A 22,096-nucleotide genomic window follows, 5' to 3' on the forward strand; every position below is an offset into this window, starting at 1 on the left:
AAGCTCGACGCGGCGTGCGCGATCGTGCTCGCGGCTGCGCGAAAAACCGGTTCACTGAGCCCGAGCGCGCTTGCGCTTGTGCAATTACTCACCGGTGCTATGGCGGCCGGTGGCGCGCCCCCTACTCTCCGGACACCATTAACGAACGTTCGAGCGCAGGCGTTCGATGACGCATCACCTGAAGGGGAGGCAGTCGTGACAATGGCCGGCGAGAAGTACGTCTACGATTTTGCGGAAGGTCATCGGGGGCTCAAGGAGCTGCTCGGCGGCAAGGGTGCCAACCTGGCCGAGATGACCCGTCTGGGGCTGCCGGTGCCGGCCGGATTCACGATCACCACCCGGGCCTGCCAGGCCTACCTGGCGACCGGCAGCAACCCCGCCGGGCTGGCCGGGGAGATCGACGAGCATCTTGCCGCGCTGGAGTCCACGATGGGCCGGCGGCTCGGCGACCCCGGCGATCCGCTGCTGGTCTCGGTACGTTCCGGGGCGGCCTTCTCGATGCCCGGCATGATGGAGACGGTGCTCAACGTCGGGCTCAACGACGCCAGCGTGGTGGGGCTCGCGGCGCAGGCCGGCGGCAACGACCGGTTCGCCTGGGACTCGTACCGCCGGCTGATCCAGATGTTCGGCAAAACGGTCTGCGACGTACCCGGCGAGGAATTCTCCGCGGCCCTGGACGAGGCCAAGAACAACCGCGGCGCGACCGATGATCTGCATCTGGACGCCGATGATCTGCGGGCCCTGGTGGATCGCTACAAATACATTTTCGCCAAGCACACCGGCTACGACTTCCCGCAGGATCCGCGCGAACAGATGGAATTGGCGATGGCCGCCGTGTTCCGTTCCTGGAATGCCGAGCGGGCGGTTCTCTACCGCCGCCAGGAACGCATTCCGGCGGATCTCGGCACGGCCGTGAACGTGGTCGCGATGGTCTTCGGCAACCTCGGCGCGGACTCCGGCACCGGCGTGGCGTTCACCCGCGACCCGGCCAGCGGCGCCCAGGGCATCTACGGCGACTACCTGGCCAACGCCCAGGGTGAAGACGTCGTGGCCGGCATCCGCAACACCGTCCCGCTGCAGGAGCTGGCCACCCTCGACCCTCGCTCGTACGAGGAGCTGCTGGGGATCATGGCCAAGCTGGAGGGCCACTACCGGGACCTGTGCGACATCGAGTTCACGATCGAGCGCGGCAAGCTGTGGATGCTGCAGACCCGGGTCGGCAAGCGCACCGCGGGCGCCGCCTTCCGGATCGCCGCTCAGCTCGTCAACGAGGGCATGATCGATCGGGACGAGGCGCTGCGCCGGGTCTCCGGGGCGCAGCTCGCCCAGCTGATGTTCCCCCGTTTCGACCTGGAGACTGAACCGGTCGCGCTGACCAAGGGCATCGGTGCGTCGCCGGGTGCGGCAGTCGGTAAGGCGGTCTTCAGCGCGGCGCGGGCCGTCGAGCTGGCGGCCGCCGGTGAGCAGGTCATCCTGGTGCGCCGGGAGACCAACCCGGAGGACCTGTCCGGCATGATCGCCGCTCAGGGCATCCTCACCGCCCGCGGCGGCAAGACCAGCCACGCCGCGGTGGTAGCCCGCGGGATGGGCCGCACCTGCGTCTGCGGCGCCGACTCGCTGGAGATCGCCGCGGACCGCTTCACCGTGGCCGGCCGGACGGTCGCCGAGGGGGACGTGCTCTCGGTGGACGGCACCACGGGCATCGTCTACCTGGGCGCGGTGCCGGTGCGCCCGTCCGAGGTCGTGCAGTACTTCGAGGGCACGCTGACCCCGGAAGAGGTCGACGATCCGCTGGTCGAGGCCGTCCATCAGATCATCTCGCACGCCGACGCCGCGCGGGCGCTGGCCGTGCGCACCAACGCCGACACCGCTGACGACGCGGCCCGGGCCCGGCGCTTCGGGGCCGAGGGCATCGGGCTCTGCCGGACCGAGCACATGTTCCTCGGCGACCGGCGCGAGCTGGTCGAGCGGCTGATCCTGGCGGCGACGCCCAGCGAGCGGGCGGACGCGCTGGCCGCGTTGCTGCCGTTGCAGCGGGCGGACTTCGTGGACCTGTTCCGGGCCATGGACGGGCTGCCGGTGACCGTACGGCTGATCGACCCGCCGCTGCACGAATTCCTGCCGTCGCTGGAGGAGCTCGCCGTCAACGTGGCCGTGGCCCGCGAACGCGGCGAGGACCACGCCGAGGACGCCGAGCTGCTCGACGCGGTACGCCGGATGCACGAGCAGAACCCGATGCTCGGCCTGCGCGGCGTACGCCTGGGCCTGGTCATTCCCGGGTTGTTCGCGATGCAGGTCCGGGCGATCACCGAGGCGGCGGTGCAGCTGGCCGGCGAGGGCCTGGACCCGCACCCGGAGATCATGGTGCCGCTGGTCGGCGCCGTACAGGAGCTGGAGACGGTTCGCCGCGAGTGCGAGCAGATCGTGGCCGAGGTCGTGGCCGGCACCGGCGTACGGGTGCTGATCGGCACGATGATCGAGGTGCCGCGGGCCGCGCTGACCGCCGGGCAGATCGCCGAGGCGGCCGACTTCTTCTCCTTCGGCACCAACGACCTCACCCAGATGGGCTGGGGTTTCTCCCGCGACGACGTCGAGGGCGCGTTCTTCTGGCGCTACCTGGAGCTGGGCATCTTCGGCATCTCGCCGTTCGAGTCGATCGACCGCGACGGCGTCGGCCGGCTGATCCGGATCGCGGCCGAGGAGGGCCGGGCGGTGCGGCCCGACCTGAAGCTGGGCGTCTGCGGCGAGCACGGCGGTGACCCGGAGTCGGTGCACTTCTTCCACGAGGTGGGTCTGGACTACGTCTCCTGCTCACCGTTCCGGGTGCCGGTCGCGCGGCTGGAGGCGGGCCGGGCGGCGATCACCGCGGGGGATTCGGACAGCCGCTGACGCCGCCGGCGCGTAGGCTCCCGGGCCGTGCGACACGCGATCATCATCGGCAACACCGACGGCATCGGACTGGCGCTGACCCGGCGACTGCTCAGCGACGGCTGGGCGGTCACCGGCCTGTCCCGGCGGTCCGCCACGATCGAGCACGACCGGTACGTGCACGTGGCGGCCGATGTCACCGCCGCCGACTACCCGCAGGAGCTTTCCCGGGCGCTGACCGCCGCGGGCCACGTCGACCTGTGCGTCTACGCCGCCGGGGTCGGTGACCTGCTCGACCTCGACGACCTCGCGGCGCAGACCCGGGCCATCGAGGTGAACCTGCTCGGTGTCGCCAGGACGGTCGAGGTGGTCGTGCCGCATCTGCTGGCGGCCGGCGGCGGGCACCTCGTCGGCCTGTCCAGCCTCGCCGACGCGCTCATCACCCCGCAGGCTCCGGGCTATGCGGCGTCGAAGGCGGGCATGTCGGCGTACCTGCTCGCGCTGGGTGCCACCTTGCGCCCGCGCGGGGTGGCGGTCAGCACCGTGCGGTTCGGCTTCGTCGACACCAAGATGGCCAAGGGACCGGTGAAGCCGATGATGATCACGGTGGACCGGGCGGTCGAGGTGCTGATGCGCTGCGTGCGGACCCGGCCGGCGGTCGTCTCGTACCCGCGGCGGATGGCCCTGCTCGTGCGGGCGGCGGCGCCGATCGCCCGGATCGGCGCTCGCCGAGCTCGCTGAGAAGTGACTGAGAGTGTGGCCTGAGGGGCGAATCTGTAACGGCGCGTTCACGTGGCCACACTAGGGTGGCCCGAAATGCCCCTATTGCGAGCTTATTCGCAGAGATTCGGGAAGGGACCACCGCGCCGATGCGCACCTTGCTGCGACACGACGTACCCGCCTCCATCGTCGTCTTCCTCATCGCCATCCCGTTGTCGCTCGGGATCGCCGCCGCCTCCGGGGCCCCGCTGCTCGCCGGTCTGATCGCGGCGGTGGTCGGCGGCATCGTCGCGGGCGCCCTCAGCGGCTCTCCGTTGCAGGTCAGCGGCCCGGCCGCCGGCCTCACGGTGATCGTCGCGGGGGCGGTGGCCGAGCTGGGCTGGGCCGGGACGACGGCGGTGGTGGCGCTCGCCGGCCTCGTGCAGATCGTGCTCGGCGTGTCCCGGCTGGGCCGGGCCGCGCTCGCGCTCTCACCGGCCGTGGTGCACGGCATGCTCGCCGGGATCGGCATCGTTATCGCGCTCAGCCAGGTGCACGTGGTGCTGGGCGGGGACCCGCAGAGCTCCGCCTGGCGCAACCTGCGCGACCTGCCCGCCCAGATCGCCGGCAACCACGGCGTCTCGATCGGCATCGGCGTGCTCACCATCGCGATTTTGCTGATCTGGCCGCGCTTCGTGAAGATCTCGCTGCTGCCCGGTGCCCTGATCGCGGTCGCCGTGGCCACCGCGACCGCGGCGCTGGCGGGGCTGGACATCGCCCGGGTGGAGCTGCCGGACCGTCCGCTGGACGAGCTGACCTTTCCCCGCTGGCCGGACGCGCCGCCGCTGCAGGTGGCCGGCATCGTGCTGACCATCGCGCTGGTCGCCAGCGTCGAGTCGCTGCTGTCCGCCGTGGCCGTGGACAAGCTGCACAACGGCAAGCGGGCCGACCTCAACCGTGAGCTGCTGGCCCAGGGCGCCGCGAACACCGTGTCCGGGGCGCTCGGCGGGCTGCCGGTCACCGGCGTCATCGTGCGCAGTTCCACCAACGTCGCCGCCGGCGCCCGGACCCGGGCGTCAGCCGTGCTGCACGGTTGCTGGATCGCGGTCTGCGTGCTGCTCTTCGCCGGGCTGCTGGAACAGATCCCCCTCTCCGCGCTGGCCGGGGTGCTGGTGGTGGTCGGGCTGCGGCTGGTCAGCATGGCCCAGATCAAGGCGTACGTGCGGCACCGGGAGCTGCCGACGTACCTGGTCACCGCCCTGGGGGTGATCTTCACCGACCTGCTCACCGGGGTGGCGCTGGGCATGGCCACGGCCGTGCTGCTGATGCTGGCCCGGCTGGCCCGCTGCGAGATCCACCGCTCGTCGCCCGCGCCGGGACGGTGGCTCGTGGTCATCACCGGCACGCTGGCCTTCATCGGTTCCGGCCGGGTCGCGCGGGAGCTCGCCGCGGTGCCGCCCGGCGAGTCCGTCGCGCTGGAGCTGCACCTGGACTACCTGGACCACGGCGCGTTCGAGACGATCCAGGACTGGCGGGACGCCTACGAGCGCGGCGGCGGCCGGGTGCACATCGAGGAGGTCCACGACAGCTGGTTCCACCGGGCCACCTCCGGCCGGCTCGGCGTGAACCGTTCCCAGCCCGGCCGGCTGCCCCGCTTCCTCGGCTCGTGGGCCCAGTGGATCTCCTTGAACGAGCAGCGCCGCGACGCGATGGCCGCGGGCATCGACGAGTTCGAGCGCAGCGTCGCCCCGCTGGTCCGCCCGCACCTGGCCGGGCTGGCCCGCGAGGGTCAGCGCCCGGAACAGCTGTTCATCACCTGCGCCGACTCCCGGGTGGTGCCCAACATGATCACCACCAGCGGGCCGGGTGACCTGTTCTGCCTGCGCAACGTCGGCAACATCGTCCCGGCCCACGGCACCGGCGACTCCTCGGTCGGGGCGGGCATCGAGTATGCCGTGGACGTGCTCGGCGTCGCGACGATCACCGTCTGCGGGCACTCGGGCTGCGGCGCGGTGCGGGCGATGATGGACGGCGCGGCGGGCCCGGACACGGCGCTGGGCTCGTGGCTGGCCTCCGCCGGGACGGACCTCACCGGCCGGGCCCACGAGGACGAGTGCATCGCCGCCAACGTGGAGCGGCAGCTGGCCAACCTGCGGACGTACCCGAGCGTGCGGCGGGCGGTCGAGGAGGGCCGGCTGGAGCTCACCGGCCTCTACTTCGACCTGGCCGAGGCGCGGATGTACAACGTGGCCGACGGCGTCCGGAGCCCGGTTTCTGCACTTTGAGTGACAACTTTGTGCCACATCCGTACGGGCCATTGAGCTGCGGGCCCGGACGGAACAGAGTTGATCGGGGCGTCACCCACCCGGAGGTGACAGACGTGGCGGCTCTCGAGCGGATGGTCAGTGCCGGCGACGTGGTGGTCGTCGGCCGGGCGGCGAGCGTGCAGTTCGCCGGGCGGCTCGGCTTCACGTTCCGGGTGGTGGCGGTGGACGCGCGGCCGACGTACGCGGGCTGGGTCTGGCTGGACGGCTACCAGCTCGACAACCGTGGCCGCGCGGTGGCCCGGCGCCGCATCTTCGTCCGCCTGGCCGGCCTCGGCCGCATCCGCGCTGTCTGAGCCCGGCACTCCTAGGCGACGTCGGGCCGGGTCATCAGCGGTGACCGCAGGTGCAACCTCAGGTCCGAGGTGGTCAGGGGTACGGTGCTCCACGTGGCCAGGGCTGTGCCGGCGCCGGCGTCGAGCACCAGCCGGACCCGGTGCGGGCCGGTGATGACAAAGAGATCGGCGACGAACGTGTCGCCCTGCCAGGCGCCGGCGGCGACGACCGGACGGCCGAGCGGAGAGCTCTCCCGCCAGTCACCGTGACCGGCCGCGAGCTTGAGCGAAGGCCCGAGCTGCAGATGCCACCCGTCGTCCACCGGCTCGACGGTCACCGTGGTGCCGTCGGGCAGAGCCGAACCCTCGGCCGAGGCGTCGACGTCGGCCGTGGTGGAACGGGACGGGTCGGCCGAACCGGGCGGCGGCGGGAACGACAGCCGGCCCAGCCGCTCGGCGAGGACCTCGTCGTCCCGGGCGCTTCCCGGGTTGTCCAGGCCGGGCAGCAGCAGCTCCCACAATGCGCCGGGCATCTCCTGGTGGGGATCGCCGCCCCCGGTCACAGCGACCACGAGATCGTGGGCCGGGACGACCACGCACAGCTGTCCGTAGGCGCCTTCACCGCGGTAACCGTGCCGCGACATCCAGAACTGGTAGCCGTACCCGGCCAGTCCGTCGGGATTCGGCAGGAGATCCGCGTCCTGCTGGGTCGCGATGTGCCAGCTGGTCGCGAGGTCGACCCAGGCGCGCGGGATCAGCTGCCGGTCGCCCCAGGCGCCTCCGTGCAACAGCAGCTGGCCGAACGCGGCGACGGCCTCGGTCGTGAGATGCAGTCCGTGGAAGCCGAAGGCGGCGCCACTGGACAACCGGTCCCACTCGGCGTGCTCGATGCCCATCGGGTGGAAGAGACGCTCGTCGAGCAGCTCGGGCAGACCGCGGCCGGTGACCCGTTCCACGATCCGGGCCAGGACGCCGGTGGTCGCGTTGTCGTAGGCGTGCCGGCTCCCCTCGGGCTCCGGGAAGGGCACGCGCAGAAAGCCCTTGACCAGGTCGCCCGGCTCCAGCTCCCAGGCCTCGGTGAGGCTGTCCATGGTGTGCCCGGTCGTCATGGACAGCAGGTGGTGCACCGTGAGCCGGCGGCCCTGCTCGGAGAGGCCGGCCGGTACGTGATCGGGCAGCACGTCCACCACCCGGTCGCCGAGCGAGAGCAGCCCGTCGGCGATCGCGAGCCCCACGGCGACCGAGGTGAACGACTTGGTCAGCGAGTAGAGCAGGTGCGGGCGGCCGGCCGCGTACGGCGCCCACCAGCCCTCGGCGACGACGTGACCGTGCCGCACCACCATGAGGGAGTGCACCTCGACGGACCGCGCTTCGAGCCGGTCCAGCAGCGCGCCGATCGCGCGGGACGACACCCCCGACGCGGCCGGCGTCGATCGTGGCAGCAGCGCGCGGTGGGAGGGCACCGGGGCACCCTAACAAGGCGTACGCGTGAGGCCCGCACCATTATCGGTGCGGGCCCCCTCTCGTCGCGGTGGCTAGTTGCGGACGATGGTGAACGTGCTGGTCGGGTTCTCGATGTCCTTGAAATTGTTGCTCAGGCGCAGGTTGGTGAAGGTGGCCGAGCCGACCGCCGGCCCCTGCCCGCTCTCCGGCATCGGGTTGGCCCAGATGCCGTAGCCGGACTTGGCGTCGTACGCGTCACCGCTCCTCTGCGCCCCGGTGATCGAGACGTTGGTGAAGACGGTGTCCTTGATCGGGTTCTGCGGGCAGGTCGGGCACGTGTAGTTGGTCTGGAACATGATGCCCGAGTAGGTCGGGTCGACGATGTCGACGTTGCTCACCCGGATGCCCTGGAAGACCTTCGACGCGGAGAAGACCCAGATCGCCGGGAACACCTGGGCGCCCCAGAAGTGGCCGCCCGCCCGCACGATCGAGATGTTGTCGAACACGGTCGGCGGGTCGGCGCCGAAGCCGTTCATCGGATAGCCGAAGTCCAGCGAGCTGATCGTGATGCCCGAGTAGACCAGGGTGTCCGCGATGTAGATGTTCTTGAAGGTGTTGGCGTATCCGCCGTAGACCGCGATGCCCGCGGCGCGCCAGGTCAGCGTGCTGGACAGGTTGGAGTAGACGTTGTTGATCTCGTCGGAGCCGCCCGCGTCGATCGCCGAGAACAGCGCGAAGCTGTCGTCGCCGGTGGCCCGCGCGTCGTTGTTGTCGACCAGGTTGTCGGTGCTGCCGTTGGTCATGTTGACGCCGTCGGCGAACAGGTTGCGGATCCGCGAGTTCTTGATCGTCATGCGGTCGGTGTTCGCGCCCCAGTAGAGGCAGACCGTGTGCTCGGCCCAGATGTTGTCGATGGTGATGTTCGAGACGTTGGACAGGTCGAAGACCTTGCCCGGGCCGTCCTGGCGGATCGTGTAGTTGCCGAAGAACGCGAAGTTCTTGAACGTGGAGCCGTTGGCCGAGGCCTCGGCGCGGAACCCGGCGTCGGTCTCCGTCTGGTTCTCCGGCGTACGGAATCTCGTGTACCAGGGGCCGGCCCCGACGACCTGGATCGCCTTGCCGTACACCTGGAACTTGTTCGAGGTCTGGTAGTCACCGGCGGGCAGGTAGACGCCGGTCTTGCCGCTGTCCATCCGGGCCGCGTCGAACGCCGCCTGCACCGACTGCTGGTCGAAGCCGGCCGGCACCACGTACGTGGCCGGGTTCGGGTTGGCCACCGGCGCGACCTGCTCGGTGTTGATGAAGTCGATCGCGATGTTGCCGCCGTTGCCGGAATCCTTCTGCAGCTTGATGACGCTGCCGGCGGCCACCGTGCCGGCGAGCATGATGTTCGCCTCGTCGTAGATGTGGCGCGGGCCCGTGCCGGAGTTCTGCGGCGCCGTCTCGTTGCCGTAGAGCCACGCGTACTTCGAGGTGAGCGGCAAAGTCCTGTTCAGCGTGCCGTTGACGTAGACGTTGATCGAGCTGGTGGTGTTGTCCGGGATGGAGAAGCGGGCCACCAGGGTGTTGGTGCTGGCCCGGGTCGTCCACTGCACGTAGCTGCCGGTCGAGTTGAGCGTGACGGCCTTACGGCCGGACGCCTCACCGGCCAGGTCACCGACGGTACGGTTCGGGCCGACCACGGCGGCGCCGCCACCGGTCTGGCCGTCCTCGGCCTCGTACATGTCGTACGGCATGTTCGCGCCGCGACCGACGAAGAACGGCTTCTCGCTGGTGTTGTTGGCCCGCTTGACCGGCAGTTCGTTGCCGTCGTCGGCGAGCACGGTCCGTACGGTGTACTTGCCGTTGACGGCGGTCCAGGTGCCCAGGTTGATCGCCGGCGAGGACGCGCCGGCCGCCAGGGTGCCCGAGTAGGAGCCGGTCAGCGTCCGGATCGTGGCGCCCGAGTCGGAGAGCACGGTCACGGTGATCCCGTGCGCGCCGGCCGCCGAGGCCTGGGTGCCCTCGTTCCTGATGGTCACGGAGAAGGTGACCGTCTGACCCGCGGACGGGTTGCCCGGCGACCAGCTCACCACGGAGGCGACCAGGTCCGAGCTGCTCACCGGGGCCACCACCAGGTTGGTGGGGCTGGTGTAGGAGTTGTTCGCGTCGTTCTGCTCGACGACCGTGTTCGCCTCGTCGACCTTCGCGCTGACGACGTAGGTGCCGGCGTTGCGCGCGCCGATGGCCGCCGTGACCGTGGCGGAAGCTCCGGCCGCGAGGGCGCCCACGTTCGCGGTGCCGACCTTGGCCGTACCCAGGTAGAAGTTGACGTTGCTGGCCGGACTGGCCGCGGTGCCCGCGTTGCGCACGGTGGCCGAAAGGGTCACCGTGTCGGTCTCGACCGGCGAGGCCGGCGAGGCCGACAGGCCCGTCACCGTGAGGTCCGGGTTCGGCGCCGGGTTGCCGATCACCTGGAACTCCGCGACCTGGCCGCTCGGCGCGCCGGTGTTGGCGGTGAAGCTCAGCCGGATGTCCGCGGCGGTCGCGCTCACCGGCACGGTCACCGTGTTGCCGGTGCCCGGGTTGAAGGTGTACGTCGCTGAGCCGACGAGCGTGGTGAAGCCGGTGGCACTCTGCTCCCGTCCCTGGACCGAGAAGGTCTGCTGCCGGGTGCCCCACGCGGTGTCGGGGTTGAGCTTGACCACCACGGACTGGGTGGTGGCGTTGGCGCCCAGCTTGACGGTCAGGTTCGCCGGATACGCGCTGCCCTCCCAGTAGGTGGCGGTGTCGTTGTCGTTGGCGTTGGCGGCCACGAAGGTGAAGATCGACGAGGACGCCTCGATCGGCTTGCCCACCGCCAGGTTGGTCCCGTTGGTCACCGTGCCGGTACGGGTCACCGTGTTGCTCGCCGCCGACTCGTTGCCGGCCGCGTCGCGGGCCTTGACGTAGTACGACACCGTCGCGCTCTCGGGCTGGCTGTCGGTGTAGCTGAGCCCGGTGACGGTCGTCTTCAGCGCGCCGTTGGCGTAGACGCTGTAGCCGGTCACGCCGACGTTGTCGCTGGACGCGCCCCAGGCGAGCCGGATCTGCCCGGCGGCCGGCTGGGTGTAGGACAGCGTGCCCGGCGTGGACGGCGCGGTGTTGTCCCCGCCCTGCCCGGTACGGGTGACCGTGTTGCTGTTGCCGGACGCGTTGCCGGCGGCGTCCCGGGCCCGCACGTGGTACGCGACCGTGGCGCTGTCGGGCTGGTTGTCCAGATAGGTCAGCACGTTGCCGGCCACGGTGGTGCGCAGGGTGCCGTTGGCGTAGACCTCGTAGCCGGTCACGCCCACGTTGTCGGTGGACGCGTTCCAGGTGAGCCGGATCTGCCCACCGGCCGGCTGGCTGAGGGCCAGTCCGCCGGGTGCGGAGGGCGCTTGGGTGTCACCGGCGGTGGGGCCGTACACCTCGAGCTCGGAGATCTGCCCGGCCGGCCAGCCCGAGTTGCCGGTGATGCTCAGCCGCAGGTAGCGGGCGGTGGCCGCGCCGAAGTCGATGGTCACGGTGTTGCCCGAGGCCGGGTTGAAGGTGTAGCCGGCGCTCGCCTTCAGGTCGGCGAAGGCGGAGCCGGTGGTGCTGCCCTGCACGGTGAGGGTCTGGGTACGGGTCTGCCAGGCGGCGGCCGGCGGCAGCTTGAGGACGGCCTGGTTGACGCTGACGGACGCGCCCAGGTCCACCTGCAGCCACTGCGGGAAGGCGTTGTTCTGGCTTTCCCAGTACGTGTTCGCGTTGCCGTCGCCCGCGTTGCCGGCGCCGTACACGTCGGCGACGCTGCTGGCGGTGAACGTCTTGCCGGCGGCCAGGTTCGGGCCGGCCGCGGCGGCGGAGGAGGCGGGCAGGACGAGCTGGATCAGGGTGGTGGCTATGGCGGCGGCTAGCAGCTTTCTGACTCTGGACATGTGGGAGCGCGCCCTTCTTGGGTGGGGGATCGGGGAGGGCGGGCTCGGTGGGTCCCGCCCTCCCCGGCTCGCTACGAGGTGTAGGCCTCGAACTCGGAGATCTGGCCCGCGGGCCAGCCGGTGTTGCCGGTGAACGTCAGCCGCAGGTAGCGCTGCGAGGTCGCGGGGAAGGCGACGGTCGCGGTGTTACCGGAGGACGGGTTGAACGTGTAGCCGGCGGATGCCTTGACGGTGCTGTAGGACGAGCCGTCGGCCGAGCCCAGCACGGCCAGGGTCTGGGTCCGGGTGGCCCAGGCGGCCGCGGGCGGCAGCTTGAGCACCACCCGGGAGACCGAACGGGCCTGGCCCAGGTCCACCGTCAGCGACTGCGGGAAGGCGTTGCTGCTGCTCTCCCAGTAGGTGTTCGCGTTGCCGTCGACGGTGTTGGCGGGCGTGTAGACGTCCGCCTGGCTGCTCGCGGTGACCGGCCGGCCGGCGGTGAGGTTCCCGGTCGGAGCCGGCGGGGTCGTGGTGGGCGGCGGCGTGGTCGTGCCACCGCTCGCGTAGGCCTCCAGTTCCGCCAGCTGACCGGCGGGCCAGCCGGTGTTGGCCGAGAACGTCAGGCGCAGGTAGCGACGGCTCCCGGCCGGCAGGTTGATCGTCGTGGTGTTGCCGGAGGAAGGGTTGAAGGAGTAGCCGGTCGCGCCGACCAGCGACGAGTAGGACGACCCGTCGGTGGAACCCGCCACGGCGATGGTCTGGGAGCGGGTCTCCCAGCCCGGTGGCAGCTTCAGGACCAGCCGGCCGACGGTTTGCGAGGAGCCCAGGTCCACCGTGTACGTCTGCGGGAAGGAGCCATTGGCGCTCTCCCAGTACGTGGCCGCGTTCCCGTCGACCGCGTTGGCCCCGATGAAGCCGCCGGAGGTGCTGGAGGTGGTGACGGCCTTGCCCTGCGCGAGATTTCCACTGGCGGGAGGCGTGGTGGCCGGGGGAGTTGTCGGTGGAGTGGTCGGTGGCGTGGTGGTGTTACCCCACTGCGGGGCCGGCCACGGGCCGCAGTCCGGGGCGTCGGTGAACCAGCCGGTGTTGGTGCCGGTCCGGGTGATGTGGAAGCCCGGGCCGACGCAGTTGTGCATGGGCTTGGGCTGGGCGATGCCGCTCGCCCGGACGTTGTTGAAGCTCACCTGGCTGGGCGCCTGCACCTGGAGCGCGTACGTGCCCGCGCCCTGGATGTTCACGTTGTCGAAGTGGATGCCGTTGGTCTGGCCCTCGATCCACATCAGCGCCGCGTACGAGCTGTCCAGGATGTCGGTGTCGGTGATGTTGATCGTCGGGTTCTGGAACGCCTCGTTGAGCGCGGAGAACCAGATCGCCCCGACCCCGAAGTTCCAGTTGTAGTCGGAGTTGCCGGCCCGGATCAGGGTGTTGCGGGCCAGTGTCCAGGTGCCCTGCACGCCGGTCGCGCCGTTCACGCCGGGGTAGCGGTTGGCGACGTGGATGCCGCCGCCGTTGGTCACCGTGTCCGAGACGACGTTGTCGGTCATCACGATGTCTCGGCCGCCGTAGCTGACCAGGTTGTTGGCCAGGATCGGCGCGACCACGGTGTTGCGGGTGAAGGAGTTGCCCACGTTCGGGACCCGCTCGGCCCACATGGCCAGCCCGTCGTCGCCGGTGTTGCGGACGAAGGTGTTGGTGACCGTGGAGTTGGTGACGCCGATGTGGAAGTTCACGCCGTCGGCGGTCTGGTCCAGGATCCGGCTGTTCCTGATGGTGAACCGGTCCATCGGGCCGTCCATCCAGGCGCCGACCTTGGTGTGCTGCATCCACACGTTGTCGATGGTCGAGTTGGACATCGCCCCGCCGAACGCGTTGACCTGATCGTCGTCGACCCGTTCCCGGATGTCGCCGATGATCGCCAGGTCCTTGACCGTGACGTTCTGGCTGGGTCCGCCCTGGCCGTTGTACTTGCCGTAGATGCCGGCGGCCAGGTTGCGCTGGGTGGGGTGCCGGCCGCCGAGCACCGTGTACCAGGGCCCGGCGCCGACCAGGCTGACCCGGTCGACGATGACGTGGCTGTGCAGCGTGTAGTTGCCCGGCGGGAGGTAGACGGTGCCACCGGCGTTGACGGCTGCCTGGATCTTCGCCGTGGAGTCGGTGGCCCCGGTCGGGTCCGCGCCGTACTGGGCCACGGCGTCGACCGCGCCGGCCGGTTTGCCGATCGGGTCCGGAACGTTCTCGAAGTCGGCCAGGTCGATGGTGAAGCTGGGCGACTGCGCGGTGGAGCTGACCTGGAGCCGTACCTTGGTGCCGGCCGCGTACGTGGTCCCGAACATGGTCCGGGCCTCGTCGTAGAAGTGGTGCGGGTTGGTGTCACCCGGGTTGTTGTTGAACGGGTAGCCGCCGTAGAACCAGCTGTACTTCGAGGTCACCGGCACGGTCCGGACGACCGCGTTGCCGACCCGGACGTCGATGGTCGCGTCCCGGCCGGCGCCGTTGTTGCCGTCGGGCAGGCTGTAGCGGAACGTCACCGCGTTGGCCGGCTTGGTCAGGGTGAACTCGACGTACTCGCCGGCGCTGTCCAGGGCGACAGCCTCGCGGCCGGACGCCTCGGAGGACAGCTGCCCGTAGTAGCGGCTGGTGCCGGTCCTGGTGCCGGTGGTGGCGGCGTTCTCCGCCTCGATCTCGGTGAACGGCACGGTGGCACCGCGACCGGGGATGTCGAAGGGGGACAGTCCCGCCGCGGCGGCCGGGGAGGCCGCCCCGGCGATGACGGCGGTGACGGCGGACGCCGCGGTGAGTATCGCGAGGGACAGGTAGGCGGTGCGGTTGGCCATGGGGATCCCTTTCATCAGGTGGCCAAGCCCCCTCGGTGGTGCTTACTTCCTTTCGGTGCGCAGGTGCAGCCAGACGGCGGTGTCCCGGGGGAGGAGGTCACCGTCGAGCGGACCGCTCGCGAGCAGGCATCGGTGGTGGTCCGGCAGCGCGACCGCGACGTCGGACATGTTGAGGACACAGGCGAACTCAGGGCCCCGGGTGTAGGCGAGCACCCCGGGGGCGACGCTCAGCCACGCCATATCGGCGGTGTGCAGACCCGGTTCGGCCCGGCGGAGTTTGATCGCGCCGCGGTAGAGCTCCAGCATCGAGCTCGGGTCGCCGGTCTGGGCCTGGACCGTGCGGTCCTTCCACTCCGGCGGCTGCGGCAGCCACGGCGTCGCGGTGGAGAAGCCGAACGGCGGCTCGTCACCGCTCCACGGCAACGGCACCCGGCAGCCGTCCCGGCTGTGCCCGCGGCGGGCCCACATCGGGTCCTGGAGCTGCTCCACCGGGATGTTCTCGTTCTCCCAGAGGCCCAGTTCCTCGCCCTGGTAGACGTAGGTGGCGCCGGGCAGCGACAGCGACAGCAGCGCGGCGGCGCGGGCCCGCCGGGTGCCGAGCTCCAGGTCGACCGGGCTGCCGTCGAGGTTGTTCTCGAAGCTGAAGGTGGTCATCTGCCGGCCGTACCGGGTGACGTGCCGGGTGACGTCGTGGTTGGACAGCACCCAGGTGGCCGGGGCGCCGATCGCCCGGTGCGCGTCGAGGGTCCGGTCGATGCACTCGCGCATCAGCGCCGGCTCCCACGCGCAGCCGAGGAAGTCGAAGTTGAACGCCGCGTGCAGTTCGTCCGGCCGCAGGTAGTTGGCGAACCGCTCGACCTCCGGCATCCACACCTCGCCGATCAGGGCCCGGTCCGGGTAGCTGTCCGAGATCCGGCGCCAGGCCCGGTAGACGTCGTGCACCTCGTCCAGGTCGTGGAACGGGTGCGGCCGGCCCTCGACCACGGCCGGCAGGTCCCGGTCCTTGATCAGCAGGGCGGCCGAGTCGATCCGGATGCCGTCCACGCCGCGGTCGAACCAGAACCGCAGGATGTCCTCGAACTCGGCGCGCACCGTCGGGTGCTCCCAGTTGAGGTCGGGCTGCTCCGGGGTGAACAGGTGCAGGTACCAGTCGCCGGGAGTGCCGTCCGGGTTCGTGGTGCGGGTCCAGGTGCTGCCGCCGAACTCGCCGACCCAGTCGGTGGGCATCTCGTCGCCGGCCGGCCCGCGCCCGGGCCGGAACCAGAACAGCTCCCGCTCCGGGGCAGCCGGATCGGCCAGCGCCTTGGAGAACCAGACGTGCTCGCTGGAGATGTGGTTGGGCACGATGTCGACGATCATCCGGATGCCGGCGGCGTGTGCCTCGGTGATCAGCGCCTCGGCGCCGGCCAGCGTGCCGAAGACCGGGTCGATGTCGCGGAAGTCGGCCACGTCGTAGCCGGCGTCGGCCATCGGGGACGGGTACCACGGGCTCATCCAGATCGCGTCCACGCCGAGGTCCGACAGGTGGCCCAGGCGAGCGCGGATCCCGTCGATGTCCCCGATGCCGTCGCCGTCGCTGTCGGCGAAGCTGCGCGGGTACACCTGGTAGATGACGGCGTCTCGCCACCAGGGATCCTGGTCGGAATTAGCCACGATGACCTGCTTTCTGGGGTGTCTCGAGAGAGGAAGAGGGCGCACTGGTCCCGGCGGTCGACGCTGACCGCCTGGGGGACCGGGTGGGGATCAGCCCTTCATCGAGCCCGCGGAGAGTCCGCCGATGATGCTGCGCTGGAAGATCAGGAAAACGACGATCATGGGTACGCTCGCGATGGCCAGCCCGGCCATGAACTCGGTCGGCGGCACCTGACTGGTGTTGGCCAGCCGGCTCAGCGCCACGCTCAGCGTCTGCGCCTCCGGTTCCGGCAGCACCAGCAGCGGCCAGAGGAAGTCCTTCCAGAGCGCGATGATGATGAAGATCGAGACCACCCCGAGCACCGGGCGCGACAGCGGCAGCATGATGGACCACAGCTGGCGCAGCTTGCCCGCGCCGTCGATCGACGCCGCGTCGAGCAGGTCGTCGGGGATCTGGTCGAAGAACCGCTTGAGCACGTAGACGTTGAACGCGTTGGCGGCGGCCGGCAACCACAGGGCCCAGGGCGTGTTGAGCAGGTTGACGTGGATGAGCGGCACGTCCACCACGGTCAGGTAGGCCGGGACCAGCAGCGCCGAGGCCGGCAGCATCAGGCTGGCCAGGACCGCGCCGAGCAGGATCTTGCCGAAGATCGGCTTGAGCTTGCTGAGGGCGTACGCGACCCCGACGTCGAAGATCAGCGCGATGAGCCAGCCGCCGGCGGCGTACAGCACCGTGTTGGTGAAGTACTTGGCGATGCGCATGTTGTCCCACGCGGTCGCGTAGTTCTCCGGGTGCCAGGAGTGCGGGATGAAGGTGGGGGTGCTCAGGGCGTACTCGGCCGGCGACTTCACCGCACTGGCGAACATCCAGTACAGCGGGACCAGGAAGACCAGCACGAAGACGGTGATCGTCAGGCCCAGCACGGTGAAGTAGAGGCCGCGGTGGCGTTGCAGGTCGACGCTGGAGATCAGCGTACGGGTGGCCGGGTTGGTGCCGGCCAGCCTCCGCTTGCGGCGCGGCGGGACCGGCGCCGGGGTGGCGCCGCTGATCGGGGTCTGCGGCGGGGCGGTCAGTGTCATCGGATTTCCCCTCAGTCCGCAGTCCGGGTCAGCCGCAGGTAGAGCGCCGAGAAGGCGCCCAGCACCACGAAGAGCAGCATGCTCATCGCGGCCGCGAGGCCGAAGTCCTGGTTGACCGTGAAGGCGTAGCGGTAGACGAGCACCAGCACGGTGATGGTGTCGGGATTGGAGGTGCCGGTCAGCGCGAACGGTTCGATGAAGACCTGCATCGTCGCGATGATCTGCAGCAGCAGCAGGACCAGCATGATGAAGCGCATCTGCGGGAGCGTGACGTGCCGCAGCCGCTGCCAGACGCTCGCGCCGTCGAGCTCGGCGGCCTCGTAGAGCTCACCCTGGATGCCCTGCAGCGCGGCCAGATACATCAGCGTCGCGCCGCCCAGGTTGGCCCACGTGGACACCAGGACCAGCGAGATCATCGCGGTGCTGGACGACTGCGTCCACTGCGACTCCGGCAGGCCCACACTGCGCAGCAGCGAGTTGAACAGGCCGTTGCCGGGGTCGTAGAAGTAGCGCCAGAGCAGCACCGCCACGATCGGCGGCAGCATCACCGGCAGGTAGACCAGGATCCGGAAGAAGCCGCTGAAGTGGCGGAACTCGTTGAGCAGCACCGCGATGAAGAACGGCAGGACGAAGCCGAAGACCAGCGCCAGCCCGGTGAACAGCAGGGTGTTCTTCCAGGCCGTGTAGAACAGCGGGTCGTCGAAGAGCGCCCGGTAGTTCTCCAGGCCCACCCAGTACGGCGGCACGACGAAGTTGTTCTGCTGGAAACTGAGGATGACGCCCCGGACCAGCGGATACCAGGAGAAGAAGGCGAAGCACAGCAGCCCGGCTGCCATGAACGCGTACGCCAGCAGGTTGTCCTGGATCTTGCGGCGCAGCCGGTCCGTCAGAACCGCCATCGTCACTCCTTGTCTTGAGGACGGGCCGCCGGCGGATGGCCCGCCGGCGACCCGCTGCGATTACTTGACGCCGGCCAGGATGGAGTTGGCCTGGGTCTCCGCGTCGGTGAGCAGCTTGTTGATGTCGGCGTTCTTGTCGGTCAGGACCTTCTGCATGGCCACGTCGAGCGCCGCGTAGATCTGCTGGGCGTTCGGCGGCTCCAGCTTCACCGGGATGGTCGGCATGGCGGCCACGAACGCGGCGTAGTTCTCCTGCGGGACGTTGGCGTACTTCTTGTCGGCCGCGGCCTGGGTCTGCGCCGCCGCGCCGGTGAAGATGGCCGGCTCGGGCAGGCCGACCGGCTGGTCGGTCTCGCTCGACCACTTGTTCTCGGCCTCGAAGCGCTCGGCCGAGGTGAACCAGAAGGTCAGCCACTTGAGACCGGCGTTGATCTTCTCGGGGCTCAGTCCGGCCTTGAACATGTAGCCCTCGCCGCCGCCCAGAGTGCCCTTGCCGTCCGGGATCGGGCCGAGGCCGTAGGTGGCGTACTTGCCCTTGTACTGGTTGACGATGGTCGGGATGTTGTCGGCGGTGGCCAGGTACATGCCGAGCTTGCCCGAGCCCATCTGCTGCAGCAGGTCGGCCCACTCCAGCAGCTGCTTCTGGCCCATCGAGTTGTCGGTCCAGCGCATGTCCTTGAGCTGCTGCAGGACCTGCTGACCCTGGGGGCTGTTGAACGCGGCCTTCCAGGTGCCGCCGTTGTTGACGGCCATCTCGCCGCCGAGCGAGTAGAGCTCGGTGGTGAAGTGCCAGCCGCCGGTGTTGTTCTTGCTGTAGTCGCCGTAGCCGACCGTGCCGTTGCCCAGGCCGGCGATCTTCTTGGCCGCCGTCCGCACGTCGGCCCAGGTCTTGGGCGGGCTGTTCGGGTCCAGGCCGGCCTTGGTGAACAGGTCCCGGTTGTAGAGCAGGCCCATCGAGTAGTTCTTGTACGGCAGCCCGTACGTCTTGCCGCCCTCGTCCTGGAACACCCGCAGCACCTCGGGCTTGATCTGCGAGGTGATCGGATAGTCCTTGAGGTACTTGCTGATGTCCGACACCTGGCGCTTGGCGATCAGGCTGGCCGGGTCGGTGAAGTAGACGTAGAAGACGTCCTCGAGCTGGCCGCCGGCGAGCTTGGCCGGGAACGTCTGCGGGTCCATCTTGCCCTCGCGGGCGTCGATCTTGATGTTCGGGTTGGCCTTCTCGAACTCGGCCACGTTGGCGAGGAACCGCTCGTGGGTGGCCTTCTCGGTGGCCGGCGGGAGGCCGTTGACCACCAGCGTGACCTTGCCGTCCTTGGTCGCCGCGGGGGTGTCGTCGCTGTCGCCGCACGCGGCGGCGGACATCGCGACCCCGGCGACGAGCAGCAGCCCGAGGGCACTGCGCAGCCTGGTTCTGAACATGGGAAATAGACCCCTTCCTGGGGTGGGGTGCGCGCCTAAGGGGGTTCACTCATCGGTGCGATGTTTCGTGGAGGTGACGATACAAAGTCCAACGGTGTCCCGCAAGAAGTGAACCAACAACAGAAAAAACTCGACGGGTGTGGCCCAGGGCACAAAAAGGGCGGGCCCGGTGGGCCCGCCCTGATGATGAGGATGAATGTGCTGGTCAGCCGGTCTTGACCGGCACCGGGCCGGTCGAGCCGCGCACCACGAGCTCCGGTTCGAAGAGCAGCTCGTCGGTGGTGGCCGCGGCGCCCTCGATCTGGTTCACCAGGACGTCGACGGCCGCCTGGCCCATCAGCTCGATCGGCTGCCGCACGGTGGTCAGCGGCGGATCGGTGCACGTCATCAGCACGCTGTCGTCGAAGCCGACCACCGACACGTCCCGCGGCACGTCGAGGCCGAGCCGGCGGGCGGCCCGGATCGAGCCCAGGGCCAGCACGTCGCTGGCGCAGATCAGGGCGGTGACGCCGCGCTGGATCAGGCGGGTCGCGGCCAGCCGGGCACTCTCCATCGAGAAGTTGGTGCGCTCGACCGGCCACTGTGCCGCGGGGCCGGTCCACTGGGCGACCTCCTTGACCGCGGCCAGCTTGCGGCGCGACGGCACGTGGTCCTCCGGGCCCATCACCATGCCGATCCGCTCGTGCCCGAGCGAGCGCAGGTGCCCGAACGCCTGCTCGACCGCCACCGCGTCGTCGGTGGAGATGTGCGGGAAGCCGAGATCGTCCACGCCGCCGTTGACCATCACCACCGGCATCCGCCGGTCCAGCAGCTGGCGGTAGTGCCCGTGCTCGGCGTCGGCCAGCGCGTACGAGCCGCCGGCGAAGACCACCCCGGACACCTGGTGGTCCAGCAGCATCTCGATGTAGTCGCGCTCGGGCACACCACCGATCGTGCGGGCGCACAGGGCCGGGGTGAACCCGCGCTGCGCCAGCGACGCGGTCACCACCTCGGCCAGCGCCGGGAAGATCGGATTCTGCAGCTCGGGCAGCACCAGGCCGACCAGCCGGCCGCGCTCACCACGCAGCTTGGTGGGCCGTTCGTAGCCCAGCACATCGAGGGCCGTCAGCACGGACGCCCGGGTCGCCTCGGACACGCCGCTGCGGCCGTTGAGCACCCGGCTGACGGTCGCCTCACTGACGCCGGCCTTCTTCGCCACTTCGGCGAGACGTTTGGTCACGCCGGAATCCTACGTCAGCGCTCTGCAAATCCTGTACTGGACCTTGCAGCGGCGGACGAACGGCTGACCGGTCTTGCGGATACTGTCAGGTCGCCGTTGCAACGTTCGCGTACGCGGCGACCCGCCAGCCGTCCGGCGTACGCCGCAGAGTCCACGTCGCCCGCCGTTCCCGGTCCGCCGGCAGCTCGGTCTCGCCCGCCAGCAGGAAGCCGGTCCGGCTGACCACCACCGCGCTGTCCCCGGCGACCCGCACGAGCTCCGGCTCGTCGATTCCCCGGGTGCCCTTCAGCGGCCCGTCGAAGCCCGCGGCCATGGAGGCGCGGATCTCCTCCCGGTCGCGGTGGAAGACGCCGCCGCCCAGCACCACCGTCGCGTTCGGGGTGTAGGCAGCGGCGAAGGCGTCGGCGTCGTTGGCGTCCCAGGCGGCGGTGATCGACCGCAGTACCGCACGCACGTCGTTCTCGTCGGTCATGACCTGTCCTCTCGAGTGTCCGATGGTTCCGGCCGTACCTACCGCGGCCGCCACGGGAATTCATCGCGGGACGGGCGATGACTTCCGGGCCGCCCGGCGGTATCCATGGGCGTGGAGTTCGAGGCACTGACCGCGCCGTACCGACGTGAGCTGCTGGCGCACTGCTACCGGATGTCCGGTTCAGCGCACGACGCCGAGGACCTGCTGCAGGAGACGCTGCTGCGGGCATGGCGGGCTTTCGGCACGTACGACGAGACCCGCGCGTCCCTGCGCACCTGGCTCTACCGGATCGCGACGAACGCCTGCCTGACCGCGCTCAAGGGCCAGGCCCGCCGCCCGCTGCCGTCCGGCCTGGTCGGCGCCCTCGACGACCCGCAGGCGCCGATGACCGCCCGGCCGGAAGTGCCGTGGTTGCAGCCCTGGCGCACCGACCCGGCCGACGTGGTCGCCGCCCGCACCCGGCTGCGGCTGGCGTTCGTGGCCGCCCTGCAGTTCCTGCCGCCCCGGCAACGGGCGATCCTGCTGCTGCGCGACGTGCTGGAGTTCTCCGCCGCGGAGGTCGCCGCGACCCTGGGCACGACCACGGCGGCGGTGAACAGCGGCTTGCAGAGGGCCCGGTCCCGGGTGGGCGACGTGGCGGAGGACGACCTGCGGCCGCCGCCCGATCCGGCCGTCGTCGAGCGGTACGTGGCAGCCTTCGAGAACGCGGACCTGGACGCGCTGCGCCGGCTGCTGGTGGCCGACGTGGTGCTGGAGATGCCGCCGGTGCTCAACTGGTACGAGGGCGCTGACGCGTACGCCGGGTTCATCGCCCGGGTCTGGGCGATGCGCGGCACCGACTGGCGGTTGCTGCCGATCGAGGCCAACGGCGGTCTCGCGGCGGCGGCCTACGCCGACGGCCGCGCCCACACCCTGCAGGTCTTCGAGGTCGCCGGCGGCGCTGTCACCCGCACCGTTGTCTTCATGGACGACAGCCTGTTCACCGCCTTCGGACTGCCGCTGATATTGCCGCGCTGACGAGCGCCGGTGT

General features: G+C 70.2%; 14 protein-coding genes. 5 read left to right on the forward strand and 9 right to left on the reverse strand.

Annotation, left to right across the window (positions count from 1 at the left end; translation table 11 throughout):
- The first annotated feature begins 201 nt into the window (after positions 1-201).
- From ppdK to ACZ6S4_RS25465, 4 genes are all read left to right on the forward strand, one after another.
- Positions 202-2,889, forward strand: coding sequence for a pyruvate, phosphate dikinase (gene ppdK, locus ACZ6S4_RS25450; protein ID WP_465477436.1), 2,688 nt, complete (start codon positions 202-204; stop codon positions 2,887-2,889).
- Between the two features lie 27 nt (positions 2,890-2,916).
- On the forward strand, positions 2,917-3,609 hold the full coding sequence (locus tag ACZ6S4_RS25455) for an SDR family NAD(P)-dependent oxidoreductase (protein ID WP_465477306.1): 693 nt from the start codon (positions 2,917-2,919) through the stop codon (positions 3,607-3,609).
- A 128-nt stretch (positions 3,610-3,737) separates the two neighbouring features.
- Positions 3,738-5,852, forward strand: coding sequence for a bifunctional SulP family inorganic anion transporter/carbonic anhydrase (locus tag ACZ6S4_RS25460; protein WP_465477307.1), 2,115 nt, complete (start codon positions 3,738-3,740; stop codon positions 5,850-5,852).
- Between the two features lie 113 nt (positions 5,853-5,965).
- The gene (locus ACZ6S4_RS25465) at positions 5,966-6,187 is read left to right on the forward strand and encodes a hypothetical protein (RefSeq protein WP_360821719.1); all 222 of its coding nucleotides are present in this window, start codon (positions 5,966-5,968) and stop codon (positions 6,185-6,187) included.
- 11 nt (positions 6,188-6,198) lie between these two features.
- Here the strand turns inward: ACZ6S4_RS25465 and ACZ6S4_RS25470 are convergent, their stop codons facing one another.
- From ACZ6S4_RS25470 to ACZ6S4_RS25510, 9 genes are all read right to left on the reverse strand, one after another.
- Positions 6,199-7,629: a serine hydrolase domain-containing protein gene (locus ACZ6S4_RS25470; protein WP_465477308.1), complete on the reverse strand. Its 1,431-nt coding sequence runs from the start codon at positions 7,627-7,629 to the stop codon at positions 6,199-6,201.
- Positions 7,630-7,701: 72 nt separating this feature from the next.
- A complete protein-coding gene (locus ACZ6S4_RS25475; RefSeq protein WP_465477309.1) occupies positions 7,702-11,529 on the reverse strand; it encodes a discoidin domain-containing protein in 3,828 nt (1,275 codons plus the stop codon).
- Positions 11,530-11,600: 71 nt separating this feature from the next.
- A complete protein-coding gene (locus ACZ6S4_RS25480; protein WP_465477310.1) occupies positions 11,601-14,342 on the reverse strand; it encodes a discoidin domain-containing protein in 2,742 nt (913 codons plus the stop codon).
- A gap of 42 nt (positions 14,343-14,384) precedes the next feature.
- Positions 14,385-15,995 (reverse strand): glycoside hydrolase family 13 protein, encoded by a 1,611-nt coding sequence (locus ACZ6S4_RS25485; RefSeq protein WP_465477311.1) that lies wholly within the window; start codon positions 15,993-15,995, stop codon positions 14,385-14,387.
- A gap of 90 nt (positions 15,996-16,085) precedes the next feature.
- Positions 16,086-17,054, reverse strand: a complete 969-nt coding sequence (locus ACZ6S4_RS25490; protein ID WP_465477312.1) for a carbohydrate ABC transporter permease — start codon at positions 17,052-17,054, stop codon at positions 16,086-16,088.
- 11 nt (positions 17,055-17,065) lie between these two features.
- Entirely contained in the window at positions 17,066-17,953 is an 888-nt protein-coding gene (locus tag ACZ6S4_RS25495) for a carbohydrate ABC transporter permease (protein ID WP_465477313.1), read from the reverse strand.
- A 60-nt stretch (positions 17,954-18,013) separates the two neighbouring features.
- Positions 18,014-19,375 (reverse strand): ABC transporter substrate-binding protein, encoded by a 1,362-nt coding sequence (locus ACZ6S4_RS25500; protein WP_465477314.1) that lies wholly within the window; start codon positions 19,373-19,375, stop codon positions 18,014-18,016.
- Positions 19,376-19,580: 205 nt separating this feature from the next.
- Positions 19,581-20,594, reverse strand: coding sequence for a LacI family DNA-binding transcriptional regulator (locus tag ACZ6S4_RS25505; RefSeq protein ID WP_465477315.1), 1,014 nt, complete (start codon positions 20,592-20,594; stop codon positions 19,581-19,583).
- Positions 20,595-20,679: 85 nt separating this feature from the next.
- The gene (locus ACZ6S4_RS25510; protein WP_465477316.1) at positions 20,680-21,066 is read right to left on the reverse strand and encodes an SgcJ/EcaC family oxidoreductase; all 387 of its coding nucleotides are present in this window, start codon (positions 21,064-21,066) and stop codon (positions 20,680-20,682) included.
- Positions 21,067-21,171: 105 nt separating this feature from the next.
- Between ACZ6S4_RS25510 and ACZ6S4_RS25515 the strand changes: the two genes are divergently transcribed.
- On the forward strand, positions 21,172-22,083 hold the full coding sequence (locus ACZ6S4_RS25515) for an RNA polymerase subunit sigma-70 (protein ID WP_465477317.1): 912 nt from the start codon (positions 21,172-21,174) through the stop codon (positions 22,081-22,083).
- Positions 22,084-22,096 lie beyond the last annotated feature (13 nt).

This window comes from Actinoplanes sp. NPDC051405 (assembly GCF_055586185.1).

What these genes read in the sequence shown, in the direction of transcription:
- ACZ6S4_RS25475 (WP_465477309.1), bottom strand. Translation starts at nt 11,529, where the DNA reads ATGTCCAGAGTCAGAAAGCTGCTAGCCGCCGCCATAGCCACCACCCTG.
- ACZ6S4_RS25510 (WP_465477316.1), bottom strand. Translation starts at nt 21,066, where the DNA reads ATGACCGACGAGAACGACGTGCGTGCGGTACTGCGGTCGATCACCGCC.
- ppdK (WP_465477436.1), top strand. Translation starts at nt 202, where the DNA reads ATGGCCGGCGAGAAGTACGTCTACGATTTTGCGGAAGGTCATCGGGGG.
- ACZ6S4_RS25460 (WP_465477307.1), top strand. Translation starts at nt 3,738, where the DNA reads ATGCGCACCTTGCTGCGACACGACGTACCCGCCTCCATCGTCGTCTTC.
- ACZ6S4_RS25495 (WP_465477313.1), bottom strand. Translation starts at nt 17,953, where the DNA reads ATGGCGGTTCTGACGGACCGGCTGCGCCGCAAGATCCAGGACAACCTG.
- ACZ6S4_RS25515 (WP_465477317.1), top strand. Translation starts at nt 21,172, where the DNA reads ATGGGCGTGGAGTTCGAGGCACTGACCGCGCCGTACCGACGTGAGCTG.
- ACZ6S4_RS25490 (WP_465477312.1), bottom strand. Translation starts at nt 17,054, where the DNA reads ATGACACTGACCGCCCCGCCGCAGACCCCGATCAGCGGCGCCACCCCG.
- ACZ6S4_RS25500 (WP_465477314.1), bottom strand. Translation starts at nt 19,375, where the DNA reads ATGTTCAGAACCAGGCTGCGCAGTGCCCTCGGGCTGCTGCTCGTCGCC.
- ACZ6S4_RS25480 (WP_465477310.1), bottom strand. Translation starts at nt 14,342, where the DNA reads ATGGCCAACCGCACCGCCTACCTGTCCCTCGCGATACTCACCGCGGCG.
- ACZ6S4_RS25465 (WP_360821719.1), top strand. Translation starts at nt 5,966, where the DNA reads ATGGTCAGTGCCGGCGACGTGGTGGTCGTCGGCCGGGCGGCGAGCGTG.